Origin of the sequence: Actinomadura sp. NPDC047616 (assembly GCF_040642915.1) — a bacterium.
In the GTDB taxonomy this organism is placed as follows: Bacteria; Actinomycetota; Actinomycetes; order Streptosporangiales; family Streptosporangiaceae; genus Spirillospora; species Spirillospora miaoliensis.
The window spans coordinates 26,681-45,009 of record NZ_JBEYTB010000024.1; the positions used below are offsets into that span (position 1 = coordinate 26,681).

An 18,329-nucleotide genomic window follows, 5' to 3' on the forward strand; every position below is an offset into this window, starting at 1 on the left:
GCCCCGTCCGTAGCCGACCAGGTCATGCCCCGCACCGCCGAGTGCCGTCCAGGCCACGAGCCGAGGCAGCCGAGGCGGCCACGCCCAAGGCCACCGGCCTAGGCCACCGACACGATCCGATCTCCCCCGGCCTCAGAGGCCCCGGCGGCTGCGCCCACAGCCGCCGGGGCCGACAGGTACCGATCCACGCTCTCCCACCCAGAGCCTCGTCTCCACCAACGCGCTCGGACTCGACCCCAGGAGGTCGACATGACCGACACCGCTGTCCAACCTAGCAAGCGCACGGCGCATACCAGCCTGCCGCTCATCGCCGGCTCCAGCCTCGCCGGCACCGCCGTGGAGTGGTACGACTTCTTCCTCTACGGCACCGCCTCCGCACTGGTGTTCAACCAGCTCTTCTTCCCCAAGGCCGATCCCCTGGTGGGCACGATGCTGGCGTTCGCGACCTACGCGGTCGGGTTCGTCGCCCGCCCCGTCGGCGCGGCCGTTCTCGGCCACTACGGCGACCGCAGGGGGCGGCGCGCCACCCTCATCGCCAGCCTGCTGCTGATGGGGGCCGCCACGTTCCTCATCGCGCTGCTCCCGCCGTACTCGGTACTCGGCGCGGCCGCCCCCGCCCTCCTGGTCCTGCTGCGGCTGGTCCAGGGATTCGCCCTGGGCGGCGAGTGGGGCGGCGCGGTCCTCCTGGTGTCCGAGCACGGTGACCGGACCCGCCGGGCGTTCTGGGCATCCTGGCCCAACGTCGGGCCGCCCCTGGGGAACCTCCTGGCGGCCGGCGTCCTGGCCCTGCTCGGCGCGGTCATGTCCGAGGACGCCTTCCTGGACTGGGGCTGGCGCATCGCCTTCGCGCTCTCCGCCCTGCTCGTGATCATCGGCCTGTGGCTGCGGCTGTACGTCGCCGAGACCCCGCTCTGGAAGCAGGCGGAGGCGGCCCAGTCCGGCGGGCCGCCGCGGCTGCCGGTCGGAGTGGTCGTCCGCCACCACTGGCGCCAGGTCGTGCTGGCCGCCGCCACCCGCTTCGGCGAGAACGCCGGCTTCTACATCTACTCCCTGCTGGTGATCACCTACGTCACCGAGATGCTCGACCTCGACAAGTCCATCGGGCTCACCGCGGTCATGATCGGCCAGGGCATCGCCGTGGTCACCATCCCGCTGTTCGCCGTCATGGCCGACCGCGTGGGACGCCGCCCCATCTACCTCGCCGCCTCCGTCGCCACCATCATCTGGGGCTTCGCCTTCTTCGCCCTGCTCGACACCAGGAACACCGGCGCCATCATCGCGGCCGTCGCCGGCGGACTGCTGATCTTCGCCGCCTTCAGCGCGGTCATCGGCGCCTTCTTCTCCGAACTCTTCCCCACCGAGATCCGCTACTCCGGCATCTCGCTGGCGTACAACCTCGCGTCCGTGCTCGCCGGCTCGCTGGCGCCCATCATCGCCGTCGCCCTCTACAGCCGGTTCGGCACCGGTTACGCCATCGGCGCCTACCTCGCCGCCATGGGCGCCATCTCCCTGGTCGCCACACTGATCGCCAAGGAGACGCGCACCATCGACCTGGCCAACGTCGACGTGCCGAACACGCCCGAGCCGTCGCGGCAGAGCTAGAAGGCCTCCTCGCCGAGGCGAACAGCTCCCGGCCCCCGCGCGCCCTCGTACATCAATCTCACGGCGCGCACTGCCGGCACACCACTCTCCCCCCGATGATCGAAAGGTGCGCCATGGTCAGAAAGTCCAGGTCACTCGTCCTGACGTCGGTACTCGCGAGCTCGTTGCTCGCCGGCGTCGGCGCCGCCACGGCAGGTGCCGCCGACGCTCCACCGTCCGCTTCGACCCGGGCGGCGGACATGGTCCTGCGGAACGGCCAGATCTATACGGTCGACAAGCGCAGGAGCTGGGCCCAGGCCGTCGCCGTCAAGAACGGCAAGATCGTGTACGTCGGCTCGAACCGAGGCGCCGCGGCGTTCACCGGCTCGAAGACCAAGGTGATCGACCTCCGCGGCAAGATGATGACGCCCGGCTTCGTCGACGGCCACAACCATGCCTACCTGATGGCCGAAAGCCTGTTCTGGCTGAGCCTGAACCCCCATGACACGGTGGCGAAGCGACAGGACGCGATCCGGAAGTGGCGCGCGCAGAACCCGGACGCCAAGCAGTTGCGGGGCGTCGGGTGGGACAGCGCCGCGAGCGACGCCAAGGCGGCCGGCGTGATGCCCAGGGAGCTTCTCGACGCGGTGGTGCCCGACATCCCCGTAGTGATCATCTCCAACGGGCACCACAGCCTGCTGGTCAACTCGAAGGCTCTCGAGCTCGCCGGCATCACCAAGGACACGAAGAACCCGCCCGGCGGCATCATCGAACGGGACGAAAAGACCGGTGAGCCCAACGGGATCGTCCACGAGTTCTCGGCACAGAACCTGATCATCAACGCCCTCCCGCAGCCGGACTTCACGGTGGACCAGTACCGGCAGACCATCGAGAAGTGGCAGCAGACCGCCGCCGCGGACGGCATCACCTCGACGTTCGTCCCGGTGCACTACCCGACGGTCAACCTCCTGAAGGCGTTCGAGGCGATGGACGACGCCGGCGAACTGACCGTCCGGTTCGATCTCGGACTCTGGGCCGACGAGAACCGGGGAACCGAGCAGGTCGACGACCTCGTCGCGCTGCGCGCCCAGTACCAGGGCGAGCGCTACAAGATCGACACCATCAAGATCTTCGCCGACGGGGTCGGCGCCGGTCAGCTGGTGTGGGACCAGCGGGTCCTGGAGCAGACCGTCGCCGCACTCGACAAGGAAGGATTCCGCGTCTACGTCCACGCCATCGGGAACCCGGAATTCTATCCGTCGAGCAATGCCCTGGACGCTTTCGAATACGCCGCCAAGAAGAACGGGAAGCGAGACTCCCGCCATGTCGTGACCCACGCCGACTGGGTGAAACAGGACGACGTGAAGAGGCTCCAACGACTCGGGGTGATTCCGGTTCCGCAGCCGCCGTGGTTCGGCAAGGACTGGTACGACGATGTGCCACGGAACAAGCTGAACAACCTCAACCGCTTCAAGAGCTACCTGACCGCCGGCATCCCGGTCGTCTCGTCGAGCGACTTCCCCTCGAGCGACACATTCGAACAGGACATGTACCCCCTCACCGGCATCGAGGTCGGCATGACCAGGCTGGACCCCACCACGACGCGCGAGGAGGACCTGGACCAAGCCGCCTGGCCGAAGGAGCGTGCGACCCTGCCCGAAATGATCACCAGCTACACCATCAACGGCGCGCACATGATCTTCGCGGAGAACGAACGAGGATCGATCGAGGTGGGCAAGAAGGCGGACCTCGTCGTGATCGAGCAGAACCTCTTCGCGACTCCGGTCACCCAGATAAGCGAAAAGAAGGTGGTGCTGACGCTGTTCGAGGGCAAGGAAACCTACCGCGGCCCGTCCTTCGGGTAGCAGGTACCAGCAACTGCGGTGGCGACTCCCTCAGCCGCCACCGCAGTTGCCACCAACGAACCCGAGCCGAATGAACAGGGCGGCGGAGGCACCCACGCGTCGCGTACCCCTCCGCCGCCCTACGGCCCCCACAGGCAGGGACGAACCTCAACCAAGGACAAGCAGCACCCAACCTGTCGCTTCCGCACCACCTCGCCAGCAGCCAGGCTGCAGCACACCGCTTGCCGCTACGCCCTCCCTCGCGAACCCTTCATAGCTCGCGCACTCCCCCGGCCGACTACCGCGCCGCCGCCCTGCAGCTCACGCATCCCCCGGCTGACCGCCCCCTGCCTAGACAGTCCACCCCGCGTCGAATCACAAACAAGCCTCACAGCAGCTCGTCCACAGCCGTGCTCGCGCAGAGGGCCGAAAGAGGCCAGATGCGGCCACCCGCACATCAGAGATCAAACTCGCCGCCGCACCCTCGGCAGACCAACCGCCAAGCCATTCGCGTGAAGGTCATAAGAACCGACGGGTCTTTCGAGTCGTGATCAGGCATCTCCCATCGGCGACCTCGACGCAGTCACTGCCGGTGTGACCATCTCGCCCTCGCGCCGTATGCCGACCACAACGTGAAACGTCGACGCTGGGATGGCGGCGCCTCTCCTTCAGACCGCTGCCGCGCTCGATTTGCGTCCCACAGCGACCGCAACCGGCCACCGGCGCCACCGCTACCGCGCGGGCGACTGAACAATCATGGGCGGCGACGAAAGGACCCGATCGTGGCCGATCCCCTCCGTCCTCCCCGTACCACCCTGCAGGTCCGGTACAACCCGCCCGTCGCATGGTTGTTCCTCGTCCTCGGCGTGGTCAACTTCGTGCTGGGGCTACTGGCCCCCGGACTTGTCAACCTGGTGCTCGGTGCGCTGTTCATCGTGCTCGGCGCACTCCTCCTGACCCGCACGTACTTCACCTACACCACGCACACCCGGACGTTGGAGGTGATCGCCCCGATCGGCACCCGCCGCTCCTTCCAGGGGACGAGCGACGACACCCTCATCGTGGATGGACGACGAATCGTCCTGGTCCAGGCAGACGGCAAGCGCAAGAAACTCCCAGTCAACCGCTGGATGTCCCGCCCCGACGAGTGGGACGCCGTCACCGAAGCAATCAGCCAGCCACCAAAGACGACCTGAGCCAGCCCGCATCAAGGAGATCACCACCCCCTGGCGCCACGCCCCCGACGAGACGGCCCACACCACGCAAACCGACTCCACATCGCGCCACCCCACGCCACCGCATCAACCACCTTGAGGGAGCGTGCGCCTTGCGACCGGCTACCGGTCACTCCACGCTCCCCTTCAGAGGTCAAGCGCCCCGCCGCGGGCCTGACGAACCAGCCCCTGCCAGGCACTCCGCGTCAGCACGAGATGAGGACCCTCCGGATCCTTCGAGTCCCGTACTGCGATCGCCTGGTGTGCGCCAGCTACCTCGACGCAGGCATTGGAACCCTCGCTGCGGCGGCTCTTGCGCCATCTGGCGCGGTAAAGGTCAGGTGCGGTCATCCGCGTCTCCTTCGCTGTCACAGCCGTTCAGCCGACTCGGTGATGAGCTCTACGGACTCGTCCGGGCCAAGCGCTATGGCACGTAGTTGGTTGAACGCCAGGTTATAGCGGTGAACGTCGCTTTCATCCTCTACATACAGACTGCCGGTCATGGTCTCCACGTAGACGACGTCCGCGTCGTACTTGCCAGGGAACTTCATGATCGAGAAGGTGCCCGAGAGAGCGGGATGGGCTTCGGGACGGGTGTGCAGTACCTGGATGGTGACGTTGGGTCGCTGCGCGACCTCGGCGACCTTCTCCAACTGGGCGCGCATGACTTCAGGACCGCCGATCATGCGGCTCAGCACGGATTCGTCAATGACCGTCCAGAGCGAGAAGGACTCGTCTCGGGTTAGGAGTTCCTGTCGGTTCATACGTACCTCGACACGGCGGGCGACCTCCTGCGGAGGTGCCAACGACATCAGTCCGCTGCGTATGACGCGTTCCGCGTACTCCGGCGTCTGCAGGAGCCCGTGGAAGACCATCGACTCGTAGCAGTCGAGGCCCGCAGCCTCAGCCTCCAGACTCAAGTAGTTGGTGAGTTCGGAAGACAGTGCGCCAGCGTACGTGTCCCACCACCCGGTCTCACGCGATGAACGAGCAAGGCTCAACAGACGTTCACGGCGCTCACCCTTGACGCCGTAGAGATCCAACAGCTCAGCGAGTTCCCCCGCCTTGATTCTTCGCTTGTGGGTCTCGATACGGCTGAGCATGCTGATCGACCAGCCCAGACGCTTGTTGACCTCGACGAGCGTCAATCCTGCGGCCTCCCTCGCCTTCTTGATCTCGGTGACGAGTCGGCGTTCGCGAATGTTCGGCGATCGCTCAGCCATCGATAGCTCCATCTGTCGGCCTGGATAGTCCACCCGCTACGGAGTGACATCAACCTAGCGCAGTACGTTGCCACACCTCTGAAAAATTTGCAGAGAAGACTTGCGTCGTCGTTGCACCCCTAGGACTATGAGTGAGCGTTGATGACGCACCGTACGCGCAAGGTCACAGATCCAGGACGACCGGAGCGCATTGAGGCCGACAGAAATCCGACAAATAGGCAGCCAGGGAGCAACGCGATGTATCCGCCCTCAGGGACAGCGGGACTTGGCCTAGAAGCGCTGACCTCTGACTAGGGCGGCCCCGGACGCGGTGCGGCATCACCGGCCGGGGCCTTGATCGAACTCTGGAGGTTCAATCCATGGGCAATCCTACGAAGAGCTGCGCCAGTCCGGCGGAGCCTGTCGCCACCCGCAGGATCTCGCGGCGCGCCGCGTCCTCGCGCGGAGGCGTCTCATGGGTGTCGTAGCGGCCGCGCCCCCATGGGGCGTGGCCGTCCTGGACCCTGACCAGGAAGTGGCCAAACTCCGGACTCGCTTCCCGGAAACCCCCATCTGGTACGGCGACTTCACGGGCGAATACTGGGCGCTGGCGCTTGACCGAAGCGGACGCCACCACCTCATCAGCGCGGAGCACCCAACCGAGCTGAGCCGCCAACTCGCCACCATGACTCGCGAAAGCGGCCGACCACCGTCCCTGCGACCGCAGCTCCCCACGCCTCGGCGCCAACCGCAATGGCGAAGCGCTCCGCCTCCGACTCACGCATACCGGCAGCAGACGGCACCGGCCTGCGGACGCCACGAGAAGCCACGCCGCCGTACGACGCTCCGGACGATGCTGCGCCGCCTACTTCCGCTGCCCAGCACCCACAACCTGCGGCCGGCGAGCGCCGTCGCGTTCTCCACGGGGAGACGCCCGCGATGACCGTCCCCCTCCACCACGCCCTGCAGGACGGGGGTGCCCGCGCCTGGCAGTTGCCCGTCGACGCCAGTTGCGCGGGGATGGCAAGGTCGCTGCTCACCTCCACGCTCGTCTCCGCCGGCCTGCCCGAAGACCTGATCGACGCGGCAGCCCTCGCCGTCAGCGAACTGGCGACCAACGCCCTCGTCCACGCCGCCTACGGAGGGTCGCCCCAGTCGCGAATGACCATGGAGTTGTGGACGTACGCGCGCATGTGCCCGAAGCCGCAACTGGTCGTATCAATCTTCGACGCCTGCCGACGATGGAAGAACGGCCGCAAGGACAGCGACGCGTTCGAGGAGCACGGCAACGGCCTCACGATCGTTTCCGCAGTGACGGAAGGCTGGGACGTCCACCTCACCCGCGCCCGCCTCGCCCCGTCACCGACACCGGGCAAGGCCGTCCACTGCGCGCTGGCCCTCCCGTCCAACTGGCTCAGGCCCTACGCGGCCGACGTCACCCCCGCTCAGGCGGCTCGCCGACTGGCCAACTTCCTCACAGCGCGCGGCATACCCCTCGATCTCAATGGCGGTCTCAACGGCGTCTACCTACTCCGCGTCCCACCGGACCTGAACGTGTGGATAGAGCCCCAAGCCTTCGCCTTCAAGCCAGGCGACGCCGACCGTATCCGCCGCCCGTTCTTCGACCTGGAGTCGGTCACCGAGTCCGTCCTGCACTACCACGAACAACACACGGCGGCCCGCGCACCAGGCCCGCGTTGAGCTCACCGGCCGTCCACGCCTCTCGCCGACAGCGCCGCACAACCAGCCCACTGCCGAGGGGTGCCCGGTCGCATTCTCATCCGACCGGGCACCCCTTCCGGCTCACCCCATAGAGACCCGCAACCGCGAATCCCCGACCACCACATCTCAGAACATGTTCGACATGCCCCGTACCGTCCACCACGTTGGCCTGCGCCTGGCCACCATCGATGCCGCCGAAGCATGGCGACGCGCCCGTAGCCACTTCAAGGAAAGCGGGGAGGAAGAGCCGTTGATCTCGATCCAACCCTTCCCCGAAGGCTTCCTGGCTCGCCACGTCCACACGGCTCTGCCCGCTCCCCCGGCCCTGCCCGAGCCGAGCACCGAACGCGTCCTGGTCGTCGATCGGATCACAGGCCAGCTGACGGTGTGGCCACTGATGCCCCTGACCACCACCAGCACGCAATACCGCCGGTTCAAGCGCGGCGAACCCATGACCTTCGAATGACACGGACGACGGCCACAAGGCCCTGCTCTTCCACCGCCTCAGATCACTTCACGGTGATGATCTCGTGCATGCCCTGGGCCGCGTGCATGCGACCCGTGCGGTAGTCGGTCATCCAGGTCACCAGCGCGTACGTGCCCGGACGCAGCGCAGCGGAGATGACGGTGGAACGGCCCGGCGACAGCGGCACCATCCCCACAGGACCGGCGACGAACGGGTACGGAGCCGCCGGCCCGCCCTCCATGGCGGCAAAGAAGGCGCCGACTTGCGCGCGGGTCGTCCCCTCGCGCACTGGCATGAAGATCGCCTCATTGAACTGACGGGAATGGTTGGTCACCCGCACCGCGGCGCCGGCCCGCAACTCTGCCGGGGCGCGGAAGCGGGGCCCGTCCACAGTCTGCACCTGCACGATCTCCGCCTCGGCGCGGGGCACGGCCGCACCACCGTGCCCGCCGACGACGCGCAGCTTGCGCACCTTGTCCGCCAAGCCGGGAGAGCCGACGTCCTTGAAGTCGATCAGGTAGTACGTGCCGGGCCGCAGCCTGGGAGTGAAGGTGACGGAAACATCGGGCAGCACCGCCGCGCCGCCGTACATCACCGCGTCACGCTCGACGGCCCGCGACCCGGCCATGGCCGCTTCGCGGTCGGTGTCGTCGTAGGCCTGTTCCAGATCCGCCAGGTAGCGCTGGAGCGACACCCCCTCCCGCAGCCCGATCAGCCCGATGTAGGCGCCGTCGGGATCGGTTGTGGTCACCCGGAACGACGTGGCGTCCTGCGGCACCACGGCCGGGGCCGTGAACCCACCGGGCGCGACAGTGATCGCGGAGAACCGAGCCTGCGGCACGGCGGCGTGCACAGTCCGAGCCTCCGCGACCGCGGTACCAGTGGCCAGCAGAGAGACAGTGAGAGCGGAAACAGTGAGGATTCGCATGAGCCGACCCTCTCCCGCCCATGATCACCCCGGCATCCGGCTCCGGCCGTAACCCTCCCCAGCACCCTTGCAACCCCAGATGTAGCCACAACACGACCACACGGGTACACCGTTGCGCCTCCAGCCCGCACATGCGACTTGCTCGGGCCCCCAACGCAGCAGTCGGCCGGGGTCCGCCCCTCAGAGCAGATGAGATTCAATGTGAGATCTCTGACCAGGCGATTACACGACCCCTGAGCTAGGGTATCCCCGCCGGATCGCCGCCGGCATTCCCCTCCAGAAGAATTCGTTTTGACGTTTTCGTCACGTGATCAATTGGAAGCATTGAGGCCGGGAACGCCGACGAAGGTCTTGCCGTCCCAGTAGGCGAGAGCAATTTCGAGCGACTCCAGCAGAGCACGCAAATCGTCATGGGGTTCCTCCGGCAAGAGCACCGCCAGCTGGGGTCCAGCGGGCTTGACGTGCCTGCTGTAGTCGAGCAGCTGACCGATCGCCATCCGCACCGCCTCCCGTGTGCTGGCGCCCTTTAGTTCATAGAGCACGTGCGCCTGCTCGTCGTACAGGTCGGTCAGCAGGGTGCTTGTCAGGCCCTTCACCTTGATCTGGAACCGCGCCAACTTGCGCCCTCTGGCGCCCATGAAGGCCTGGAACTTATCCGCCAGCTCAGCCTCACGCCGCTCCGCCACCGTTTTCGGGGCTGCTGACCGAGAGCTCTTGGTCTTCTTGTTTGTCTCAGGCTCCACGACCGCGCTGTTGGTCACCTCGGCCGCAACAGCGACCGCCTTCGTTTCCGGTGCCGGCGGGATCACGTCCTCGTTCCGCCGCTCAAACTCCTGCCCAACGGGCCGCAGGCGGAACACAATCACCCGCCGCATGATGCCCTTGTCGTTCAACGCCTCACGCATCACGTAGGGCTGGATGCTGTCTAGTTCGAACTGTCCGAGGTAGCGCTGACGCTTGGTGCCGCTGCCGGGAACCTTCCCCACCGCTTTAAACAGCCGCAGCGCCCGGCCATCGTCGACATGATGCAAGATCGCCCGGTTCCCTGTGCCGTGTCGCCCAACGAAGGTCTGATCACCCGGACCGTGCCCTGTGTACTCAAACACCGGTCCGTACTCGTCTTCCTCCGCCAACCACCCATCGTGGTACCCCAGGGCTTCCCCGACCTTTGGGTCCGTGAAGACCAGCACATTCGCCGTCGTAGCCGATGGACAAATCCCTCCCTGAGTACCTCCTCCGAACAGCACCTTGAGCTCTGCCCGAGTCTTGACCTGCCCGGGCACTATCTGCGCAGCCACCATGCCCGGCACTCTAAACCACAATGGACATAGGGTGCAGAAGCCTCATGCCGCCCAACCCAGTCAATCTGGCCAGCATGGAGTGCAGCCGAGGACCTGTCGCAGCACCCTGGCGGGCTAGAGGGTTCTGTTTAGCCGTTGGCAACGTGCGAAATCCAAGTGCTGTGGCGCGCTCGGGCCTCGATTCGGAGAAGTTCACGAAGCTGTCCGCTGGTCCGACCACGGGTCTTGATGGCGTGGCAGTTGGGGCAGAGGGCGATCATGTGTTCGGGGTGGTCGCGGCCCCAGTTGGCGCGGTCGTCGATGTGGTCGATCTCGAGGATGGGATCGCCGGAGTCGGTGACGTCGTCGGGTTGGCCGGTGCAGAGGGGGTTCTCGCAGCGGCCGTTGCTGCGGAGGAGGACTGCTCGCCGCGAGTCGTCGGATCTGACGGGCTGCGTGCGAGTGTTGCTTGTCGTGCGGTTGTGGTCGCCACGGGCTTCGGCGGCTTCGATCTTTCGGCAGAGGCGTAGGTACTCTTCGACGGGGCTTGGTGGCTGTGCTGGTGGACGGACGGGGCCTGTTGGCAGGAGACCGACGTCCTTGAGGAGTTGGTCGGGGCAGGGTCCGTCCCAGAAGCGATGGCCTAGCTCGTCGATGACGGCGGCGCGGGCTGTCTCGGAGGTGGCGACGAGTTCGTAGGCCCAGGTTGTGAGGCCGCCGTGGGGGTTGTGCGCTTCCATCCACTTGATCGGCTCGCCGCTTGCGGGAGGGATGTCGCCGGTGTGGCCGTGAAGCTCCCACAGCTCGGTGCGCGCCAAAGCCAGCCAGGGGAATTCCGGTCTTGGTCTTGAGCTCGCCCGACCGTATTCGCGGAGCAGGCCACGCAGTTCCGTGTGGCTGTTCTCCCAGGTCACCAAACGGGGGCGGCGGTGGGCGGCGCGGCCCAGGGCCCAGAGAAGGGTGAGGGGCTGGTGTCGGGCGGGGCCGTCCGGAGTGCCGGCGACGCGCAGCCCTTTCACGGCCGTGAGTAGTCGTTGATGCGGCGTGGAGGGTTGGTCCACGATCACCTCGAAGCCGAGCTTGGTGAGGAGGCGGCCGACGGTTTGCTGGCCGCCGGAGAAGTCGGCGGCCGCGAGGGGGTTGCCGGAGACGTGGCGGTACGCCACACCGACGATGGCCTTGGAGTCGTAGTACGTGCCGTTGTGGCGCAGCCAGTAGCTACGGGCGGGGTCGTAGCCGTACTGGTCGAGGAAGCGCTCCCGGCCCAGTCGGTCACATTCGGCGATGGCGTCCAGGACGGCCTCACGGGTGATCGCCGAGAGTCTCATGCGGGCGATGCTATGCCTGAGTTGGGACAATTTCTTCCGTTAGGTGGACTGTGTCGCTGGCGGCTTCGGCCCGGCCGGTCGCCCGGGCGGATGTCGCACGGCTCCCTAGAAGCGTTGATGCCGCCGACGTTCGGGGAGCTGCACTTGTGGACGCCTTGGATCGCTGTTGCCGTACATCGCAGACCTGGGCACCTGTCCTTTGCTTTCGCTGGGCACTGGGGCTTGGGCAGCGGGGCTGATGCCTGGCACGGGCGAGGTGGGAAGCGCGCGACGTTGGGTGCCGTACGGCGGCTTCCCGGTATCTGAGGTGCGTCATGGCTGTCTCTGCAGCAGCTCAGGAGGACATCTGGGTCTTTGGGTGGGGTCGTCACATCGAGTGGAGGTGATTCGTCAGGGAGAGGTGACAGTCGTTCGGTTGAGGCGGGCGGCTGCAGGAGACCTGAGGAGAGTGGCTGTGGTGACCCGGATGACGAATGCCGCCTACGTGCTGCCGGAGGCGATGAAGGGCGCCGGGAGTCTGTTGAAGGCGGTCGATCAGGGTGGGCTCTCGCAGGGGCTGCAGGAGATCGTGGGACTGCGGGCCAGCCAGATCAACGGGTGCAGTGCGTGCGTGCACGCACACGTGATCAACATGAGAAAGGCTGGCGAGAGCGAGGAGCGGATCGCGGCGGTGGTGGCGTGGCGGGAGGCGCCGTTCTTCAGCGACGCGGAGCGGGCGGCGCTGAAGTAGACGGAGGCCGCCACGCGGCTGGCGGACCGGTCGCATGAGTCCGTCCCGGACGAGCTGTGGGACGAGGTGGCCGACCACTTCGACGAGAAACAGTTGGCGGCGCTCATCCTGGTGATCGCGACGACGAACTTCTTCAACCGGATCAACACGACGATCAAGGAGCCCGCGGGCACGACCTGGGGCTGAGGTTCGGAGCGCTGCGACGCCGGGGCGCGCGTCCAGGGGTAGCACCGGCCTTGAGGGCTGTTTCTGGACGTGTCGCTCCGCTGCCAGGTCTTGGCATCTGTCGTCCAGCGGGGATGGGCGGGCTCGCCAAGGTCCACAGAAAGTGCGTCGTTGGGGTGTGGAGAACGTGTTCGGGCTCCACCGCTGGGCGGATCGACTGAAGAGGTCTGCGGCGGGTGGTTGCGCGGCGCTCGTACTTGCGAGTGAGGTTGCCGGTCCTTGGGCTGCGCAACATCTTCTGGAAAGCCGGCGCCTGTGGCGGGCCGCGGGTGGCTGCCGGGCCGCGGAGGGTCGGGGGCGGGGCGGCGGGCGGGTGGGGGTGGCTTGGGCTGCTTCCGGGGGCAGGTGGCGGGGGCGTGTGTGAATGGGTGTGAAAACGGGGCTTGTCTCTGGAAAGCGCTTTCCTTAGCCTGGGGCGCCCGTACCAAACGCGGAGAGGTGGAGCATGGCGTTTCTCCGGTGCGTCGGCGTGATGGGGTCGGTGCTCGCGGCGGCGGCGGTGGGGGTCGTCTCGGTGGGGGCGACGTCCGCGCAGGCGGCGAGTGAGTTGTATGTGGCGACCAATGGGAGTGACGGTAATCCGGGGACGCAGGCCCAGCCGTTGGCGACGATTCAGAAGGCGGTCGACCTGGCGCAGGCGGGGACGACCATCTACGTCCGGGGTGGGACGTACGCGCCCAGCGCCAACGTCCAGTTGAACAAGAACGGGTCGGCGAGTGCCCCGATCACGTTGACGGCCTACGGCAGTGAGCGGGTCGTCATCGACGGGGAGAACATGCCGTACACGCCTGGTGCGGTGGGGTCGAGCATTCCGCGGGGCGCAGCGGGGCGCGCTGCACATCGAGGGCCACTACTGGCGGGTCGTCGGGCTGGAGATCGTCCACGGGCCGTACGGGATCTTCGGGCTGGACGCCGGCAACAATGTGTTCGAGCGGCTCACGACCAGGGACAACTACGAGAGCGGGCTGCACCTGCAGGGCTCGTCCGGCAACAACCAGATCATCAACCTGGACAGTTACGGGAACCGGGATCCGCGCAAGAACGGGGAGAGCGCGGACGGCCTGGCCATCAAGGAGGGGTCGGGCACGGGGAACGTCGTGCGCGGCGCCAGGTTGTGGAACAACTCCGACGACGGGTTCGACGCGTGGGAGTTCCTGTCGCCGATCCGGATAGAAGGCAGTGTCGCGTACGGTAACGGGTTCAATCGGTGGAACCTGCCCGACTACACCGGTGACGGCAACGGGTTCAAGATGGGCGGCGGCGACCCGGATCCGGCGGCGAATCACATCGTCCGCAACAGCATGGCCTGGCAGAACGCCGTGGCCGGGTTCATCGACAACGGGAACCCGGGCTCTCTGACGATCGAGCGCAGCACGGCCTGGAAGAACCCCGGCAACGGCTTCGACTTCGCCGACTCGGACTCGACGCTGACGAGGAACCTGTCGGCGAGCAACGGCACGGCCGTTTCGCTGGGGTCGAACTCGGGCGGCAGCGGCAACTCGTGGAACCTGGGCGGCACCTGGAACGACGCGTCGTTGGTGAGCACGGACGCCTCGGTCATCACCGGGCCGCGGAATGCGGACGGGTCGATTCGGTCCTCGGAGTTCCTGCGTCCCAAGAACGGGGCGGACCTGGGGGCGCGGCTCTGAACTCGGCGGACGCCGTGGTCGGCCAAACGGTGCGGTGTTCGTTGATCGCCGGGCTGGGCCGCCGGGTGGGAGTAGCCGGCGGCCCGGCCCGGCACGCCAGGCGGAGGGCTGAGCGCGGCCGAGGTACGCCTACGACGTGGCGTGGGAGCACTGCCTCAGATGCCTGCTCAGGGCGCCACGCATCGTGCGGTCACGGCGGCGTGGGCGTCACCAGAGCGCGGCCTGGAGGGGTGTCAGGGCAGGTCGAACGGGGGGAAGGTGTAGCCGTTCCAGAGGGCTCGTTCGTTGCCGCGTGGGTCGTTCGCGATGGTCGACGAGGTGTTCCACATCATCGTCGCGCGTTGTGGTGCTCGGTACGCGGGCCAGTACGGGCGGGCGGACGCCTGGCTGCGGTGGGGGGCGTGTCCCTTGTTCGGGGTGCCGGTGCGAGCGAAGGTCGTCCAGGCGTCGAGCATCTGATCGGAGAGTGTGGTGAGGCGGGCGCGGTCGGCGGCGAAGCCTTCGGCGCCGCCGAGGATGCCGTTGAAGCGGAACGTGCCGAACATGAAGGGCAGTTCGATCGTGTGCACGGCTCCGAAGCCGGACGGGGGACGCCAGCCGAACTCGTAGACGTAGGTGGGGCGCCACCGGCTCTGGGCCTCGGCCAGGCGGAGGGCGGGGACGCGCATTCCCTGGTCGGTGAACATCGCGAGGGAGGCGTCGAGCGGGGAGCGTCCCCTGCGGTAGACGGACGTCATCTGTTCGCGGCGCGCGGCGAGTTCGCGGGGGAAGAAGACGTCTTGGTACTGGGCGGCGATCGCGCGCATGGCGTCGGGGCCCAGCTGGCCGAAGAAGTTCATTTCGTCCTGGGTGGTGCCGAGCAGGATGTCGACGCGGCGGGCGTTGCCGGCGGCGACGCGCTCGGTCACCGGGCCGCGGACGAGCGTGCCGTCGACGTACGGGCCGAAGTGCAGGGCGCCGAGGACGCCTGGTGAGGCGGTTTCGATCGTCTTCTCCTGCATCTCGAGGAGCCGGGCGACCGGCATGCGTCGCAGCTCCTCGATGGATTTGACGGGGAGGGTCGCGGCCATCCGGCGCTTGTACGCGGCGGACTGGACGAGCGCGCCGCTGCCGCTCTGGAGGACGACGCGGCGGAACAGCCGCTCGGGGTGGGCGGTGGCGAGCATGGCGCTGAGGGAGAACGCGCCCGCCGATTCGCCGACGGCGGTGATGTTCGCGGGGTCGCCGCCGAAGTCGGCCACGTGGTCGCGCACCCAGGTCAGGGCGGCGATCTGGTCGCGCAGGCCGTTGTTGCCGGAGCCGCGGTAGGAGGGGTCGAGGTCGCCCAGTTCCGTCCAGCCGAGCATGCCGAGCCGGTAGTTGAGGGAGACGACGACCGCGTCGCCGCGGGTGGCGAGCTGCGAGCCGTCGTAGCGGGGCTCGTTGGCGGTGCCGAAACGGGCGGCGCCGCCGTGGACGAACACGATGACGGGCCGTTTGCGCTGGTCGGGACGCGGCGTCCACACGTTGAGGTAGAGGCAGTCCTCGTCGGTGTAGACGGAGCGGTCGTCCGGATAGTCCTCGGAGAGGCCGTCGCGGTCCTGCGGGCAGACGGCCTTGTCGTTGGTGGCCTGGAGCGTCTTTCCGCGCCAGGAGGCGACCGGCTGGGGTGGGCGGAAGCGGCGGTCTCCGGTCGGCGGTGCCGCGTAGGGGATTCCGCGGAAGACGCAGAGGCCGTTGCGGGCGGCGCCGCTGATCTTGCCGAGGGTCGTCGTCGTCTCGCATGACGCGTGACTCGACGCGGCGACGGACGTTGCCGACGCCGAGCATGCGGACGTCAGCAGCAGGGCGGCGGCCGCTGCGAGTGCGGCGGTTTTTCGCATGAGCAGTCTCCTGTGTTCGAAGGCTGCTGCGAGGTTCGGGCTTCGGGGTGCTCGGCCGGATCGCCGGGAAGGGCGATGTGCGTCTCCCTCGCGTGAGGGAGATCAGGCGTCGCCGGGGACCACGAGGCCGGACTCGTAGGCGAAGACGACGGCTTGTGCGCGGTCGCGCAGGCCCAGCTTGGTCAGCACGTTGCTCACGTGGGTCTTGACGGTGTGCTCGCTGACCACCAGTTCCGCGGCGATCTCGGCGTTGGAGCGGCCCCTCGCCAGTTGCCGGAGGGTGTCGACTTCTCGTTCGGTCAGCTCGGCCAGGCGGCGGCTCAGCCCGGGGCGGGCGCGGCCCCGGCCGACCAGGTCGGCGATCAGCCGGCGGGTGATGCTCGGGGCCAGCAGCGACTCGCCCCCGGCCACCTGCCGGACGGCGCGCACCAGGTCGTCGCGCCGCACGTCCTTGAGGAGGAAGCCGCTGGCTCCCGCGCGCAGCGCCTCGTACACGTACTCGTCGACGTCGTACATGGTCAGCACCAGAACCTTGGCGGTGGTGCGGCGGCACACCTCGGCGGTGGCCTCGACGCCGTCCACGCCGGGCATGCGGATGTCCATGAGCACCAGGTCGGGTTCCAGTTCGACGGCCTTGGCGATCGCCTCGGCGCCGTCGGCGGCCTCGCCGACCACGGTGATGTCGTCGTGCGCGTTGAGGATCATGGCGAAGCCGCCGCGGAAGAGGTCCTGGTCGTCGGCGATGAGTACGCGGAGCATGTCGGCCTTCATCCGATCGGCAGTCTTGCGGTGACGACGAAACCCGGTCGTCCTCGGCGCACGTCCAGGGTGCCGCCGCAGGCCGCCACCCGTTCGCGCATTCCGATGATGCCGTGTCCCTCGCGGGGTTCCTCGTCGGCGCCTGGGCCGTCGTCGGTCACGGTGAGCTCCAGAACGGTGGGCGACCAGCTGAGCCGTACGCGCACGGATTGCGCGCCGGAGTGCCGGATGGTGTTGGTGAGCGCCTCTTGGACGATGCGGTACGCGGCGACGCCCACGTCGGACGGGACCTTCGAGGGCTCGCCGAGCGTTTCCAGTTCGGCGTCCAGGCCCGCCCGGCGGGCGTTGGTGATCAGGGACGGAATACCGTCCAGCCCGGGCATCACGGCGGCGCGCTGGGTTCTGGCGGAGGTCGCGTGCTGCGTGGTGGCCGGCGCCGTGCGCGGGGACGTAGCGGAGGACGTTCGTTGCGTGGTCGGGGCAGGCTGCTGCGCCAGTGCCGGTCCGGATGCGGCCCGGGCAGGTGGGACGGGCGGCTTGCCTTCGGGGTTGCCGCGCAGGGAGCCGAGGATGAGGCGGAGCTGGGCGATGGCGTCGCGTCCTGTCTCCGCGATGGCCTCGAACGCCGCCTCGGCCTGCGCCGGGCGGTCGCGGACGACCAGCGGCCCGGCTTCGGCCTGTACGACCATGAGCCCGACCGAGTGGGTGAGGATGTCGTGCATGTCGCGGGCGATGCGGGTGCGTTCGCGTTCCACGGCGGCGGCGCGTTCCTCGACGAGGCGGCGTTCCCGCTCACGTTCGGCGAGCCGTGCCGCGCGTTCGGCCGCCTCCGCCGAGCGTTTTGCGGCCTCGGCGGAGCGCCTGGCGCGTCGGCCCAGCCCGAGCGCGTACGCGGCGACGACCGCGGTGACCAGGTAGCGGGACGTCTCCAGGTTCTCGTGCGGGACGACGAGTGACACCACCACGCCGATGACGAGGGCGGCGGTGCTGACCGCGCGCGGCACCAGGGGCATCGTGCGGGCCGCGAACGTGAAGACGCAGACCAGGACCCCGTACGGCAGGAGCAGCAGAGGCGGGTCGGGCAGCACCTTGTAGGTGAGCGCGAGCGTCATCATCGCGCCCCCCACCACGGCGCCCACGGCGAACATCGCCCTGTTCCGCCACAGCACCGGCACGGACGTGAGGACCGCCAGCGTCACCACCCACCACGGCTGCACGTGCGGGACGAACGCGGGCGTGACCGTCAGCAGGATGACGACGGCCCCCACGGCGGCATCGGTCCGGGACACGCTTAGGCCCAGCGGCACACGCAAGCCCATCGTCTACCCACCTTTCTCGAGATTCGCACAGCCGCCGCCATGAGCCCCTCAGGGCGCATACACCACCGCACCTGTTCGCACGTCTCTGGGACGTCCCACGCCTGTGAGGACACTGGCCGGCGCGTACGCCCCTGCATGCGAAGCCAGAGGCTCTCCGGGGTTCGGGGAGTGGGGTGCGGGTATCGCCGCGGTGTACGGCGCCATCCTGCAGGAGGGCGCC

The 18,329-nt window shown here is 67.9% G+C and carries 15 protein-coding genes and 1 pseudogene; 8 read left to right on the plus strand and 8 right to left on the minus strand.

The genetic code is table 11. From position 1 onward, the window contains the following. The first annotated feature begins 249 nt into the window (after positions 1-249). The 3 genes from ABZ801_RS38100 (at position 250) to ABZ801_RS38110 (ending at position 4,621) form a co-directional block, all read left to right on the plus strand. A complete protein-coding gene (locus ABZ801_RS38100; RefSeq protein WP_360707900.1) occupies positions 250-1,602 on the plus strand; it encodes an MFS transporter in 1,353 nt (450 codons plus the stop codon). Between the two features lie 113 nt (positions 1,603-1,715). Next, on the plus strand, positions 1,716-3,446 hold the full coding sequence (locus ABZ801_RS38105; RefSeq protein WP_360707903.1) for an amidohydrolase: 1,731 nt from the start codon (positions 1,716-1,718) through the stop codon (positions 3,444-3,446). A 761-nt stretch (positions 3,447-4,207) separates the two neighbouring features. Then, complete coding sequence (locus ABZ801_RS38110) at positions 4,208-4,621, plus strand: hypothetical protein (protein WP_360707906.1); 414 nt, start codon at positions 4,208-4,210, stop codon at positions 4,619-4,621. A 165-nt stretch (positions 4,622-4,786) separates the two neighbouring features. On the opposite strand, the gene ABZ801_RS38115 is transcribed toward ABZ801_RS38110, so the two are convergent. Both ABZ801_RS38115 and ABZ801_RS38120 read right to left on the minus strand, forming a co-directional pair. Beyond that, positions 4,787-4,990, minus strand: a complete 204-nt coding sequence (locus ABZ801_RS38115; protein WP_360707909.1) for a DUF397 domain-containing protein — start codon at positions 4,988-4,990, stop codon at positions 4,787-4,789. 17 nt (positions 4,991-5,007) lie between these two features. Then, positions 5,008-5,862, minus strand: coding sequence for a helix-turn-helix transcriptional regulator (locus ABZ801_RS38120; protein WP_360707912.1), 855 nt, complete (start codon positions 5,860-5,862; stop codon positions 5,008-5,010). Positions 5,863-6,780: 918 nt separating this feature from the next. Between ABZ801_RS38120 and ABZ801_RS38125 the strand changes: the two genes are divergently transcribed. Both ABZ801_RS38125 and ABZ801_RS38130 read left to right on the plus strand, forming a co-directional pair. After that, complete coding sequence (locus tag ABZ801_RS38125; RefSeq protein WP_360707914.1) at positions 6,781-7,542, plus strand: ATP-binding protein; 762 nt, start codon at positions 6,781-6,783, stop codon at positions 7,540-7,542. A 163-nt stretch (positions 7,543-7,705) separates the two neighbouring features. Next, entirely contained in the window at positions 7,706-8,029 is a 324-nt protein-coding gene (locus ABZ801_RS38130) for a hypothetical protein (protein WP_360707917.1), read from the plus strand. 43 nt (positions 8,030-8,072) lie between these two features. On the opposite strand, the gene ABZ801_RS38135 is transcribed toward ABZ801_RS38130, so the two are convergent. The 3 genes from ABZ801_RS38135 to ABZ801_RS38145 all read right to left on the minus strand — a co-directional run bounded on the left by ABZ801_RS38135 (position 8,073) and on the right by ABZ801_RS38145 (position 11,565). After that, positions 8,073-8,882, minus strand: a complete 810-nt coding sequence (locus tag ABZ801_RS38135) for a hypothetical protein (protein WP_360707920.1) — start codon at positions 8,880-8,882, stop codon at positions 8,073-8,075. Positions 8,883-9,268: 386 nt separating this feature from the next. After that, positions 9,269-10,258, minus strand: coding sequence for a hypothetical protein (locus ABZ801_RS38140; RefSeq protein ID WP_360707923.1), 990 nt, complete (start codon positions 10,256-10,258; stop codon positions 9,269-9,271). Positions 10,259-10,386: 128 nt separating this feature from the next. Continuing rightward, positions 10,387-11,565, minus strand: a complete 1,179-nt coding sequence (locus ABZ801_RS38145) for an HNH endonuclease signature motif containing protein (RefSeq protein WP_360707926.1) — start codon at positions 11,563-11,565, stop codon at positions 10,387-10,389. A 454-nt stretch (positions 11,566-12,019) separates the two neighbouring features. Between ABZ801_RS38145 and ABZ801_RS38150 the strand changes: the two genes are divergently transcribed. The 3 genes and pseudogenes from ABZ801_RS38150 to ABZ801_RS38160 all read left to right on the plus strand — a co-directional run bounded on the left by ABZ801_RS38150 (position 12,020) and on the right by ABZ801_RS38160 (position 14,169). Next, positions 12,020-12,295: a carboxymuconolactone decarboxylase family protein gene (locus ABZ801_RS38150; RefSeq protein ID WP_360707929.1), complete on the plus strand. Its 276-nt coding sequence runs from the start codon at positions 12,020-12,022 to the stop codon at positions 12,293-12,295. A gap of 697 nt (positions 12,296-12,992) precedes the next feature. Next, positions 12,993-13,187 (plus strand): annotated as a pseudogene (locus tag ABZ801_RS38155) (DUF1565 domain-containing protein); the annotation flags it as partial. 124 nt (positions 13,188-13,311) lie between these two features. After that, complete coding sequence (locus ABZ801_RS38160; protein ID WP_360707931.1) at positions 13,312-14,169, plus strand: right-handed parallel beta-helix repeat-containing protein; 858 nt, start codon at positions 13,312-13,314, stop codon at positions 14,167-14,169. A gap of 233 nt (positions 14,170-14,402) precedes the next feature. On the opposite strand, the gene ABZ801_RS38165 is transcribed toward ABZ801_RS38160, so the two are convergent. The 3 genes from ABZ801_RS38165 to ABZ801_RS38175 form a co-directional block, all read right to left on the minus strand. Then, complete coding sequence (locus ABZ801_RS38165; RefSeq protein WP_360707934.1) at positions 14,403-16,031, minus strand: carboxylesterase family protein; 1,629 nt, start codon at positions 16,029-16,031, stop codon at positions 14,403-14,405. A gap of 102 nt (positions 16,032-16,133) precedes the next feature. Then, positions 16,134-16,790 (minus strand): response regulator transcription factor, encoded by a 657-nt coding sequence (locus ABZ801_RS38170; RefSeq protein ID WP_360707936.1) that lies wholly within the window; start codon positions 16,788-16,790, stop codon positions 16,134-16,136. Between the two features lie 8 nt (positions 16,791-16,798). Then, a complete protein-coding gene (locus ABZ801_RS38175) occupies positions 16,799-18,109 on the minus strand; it encodes a histidine kinase (RefSeq protein WP_360707939.1) in 1,311 nt (436 codons plus the stop codon). Between the last annotated feature and the right edge of the window lie 220 nt (positions 18,110-18,329).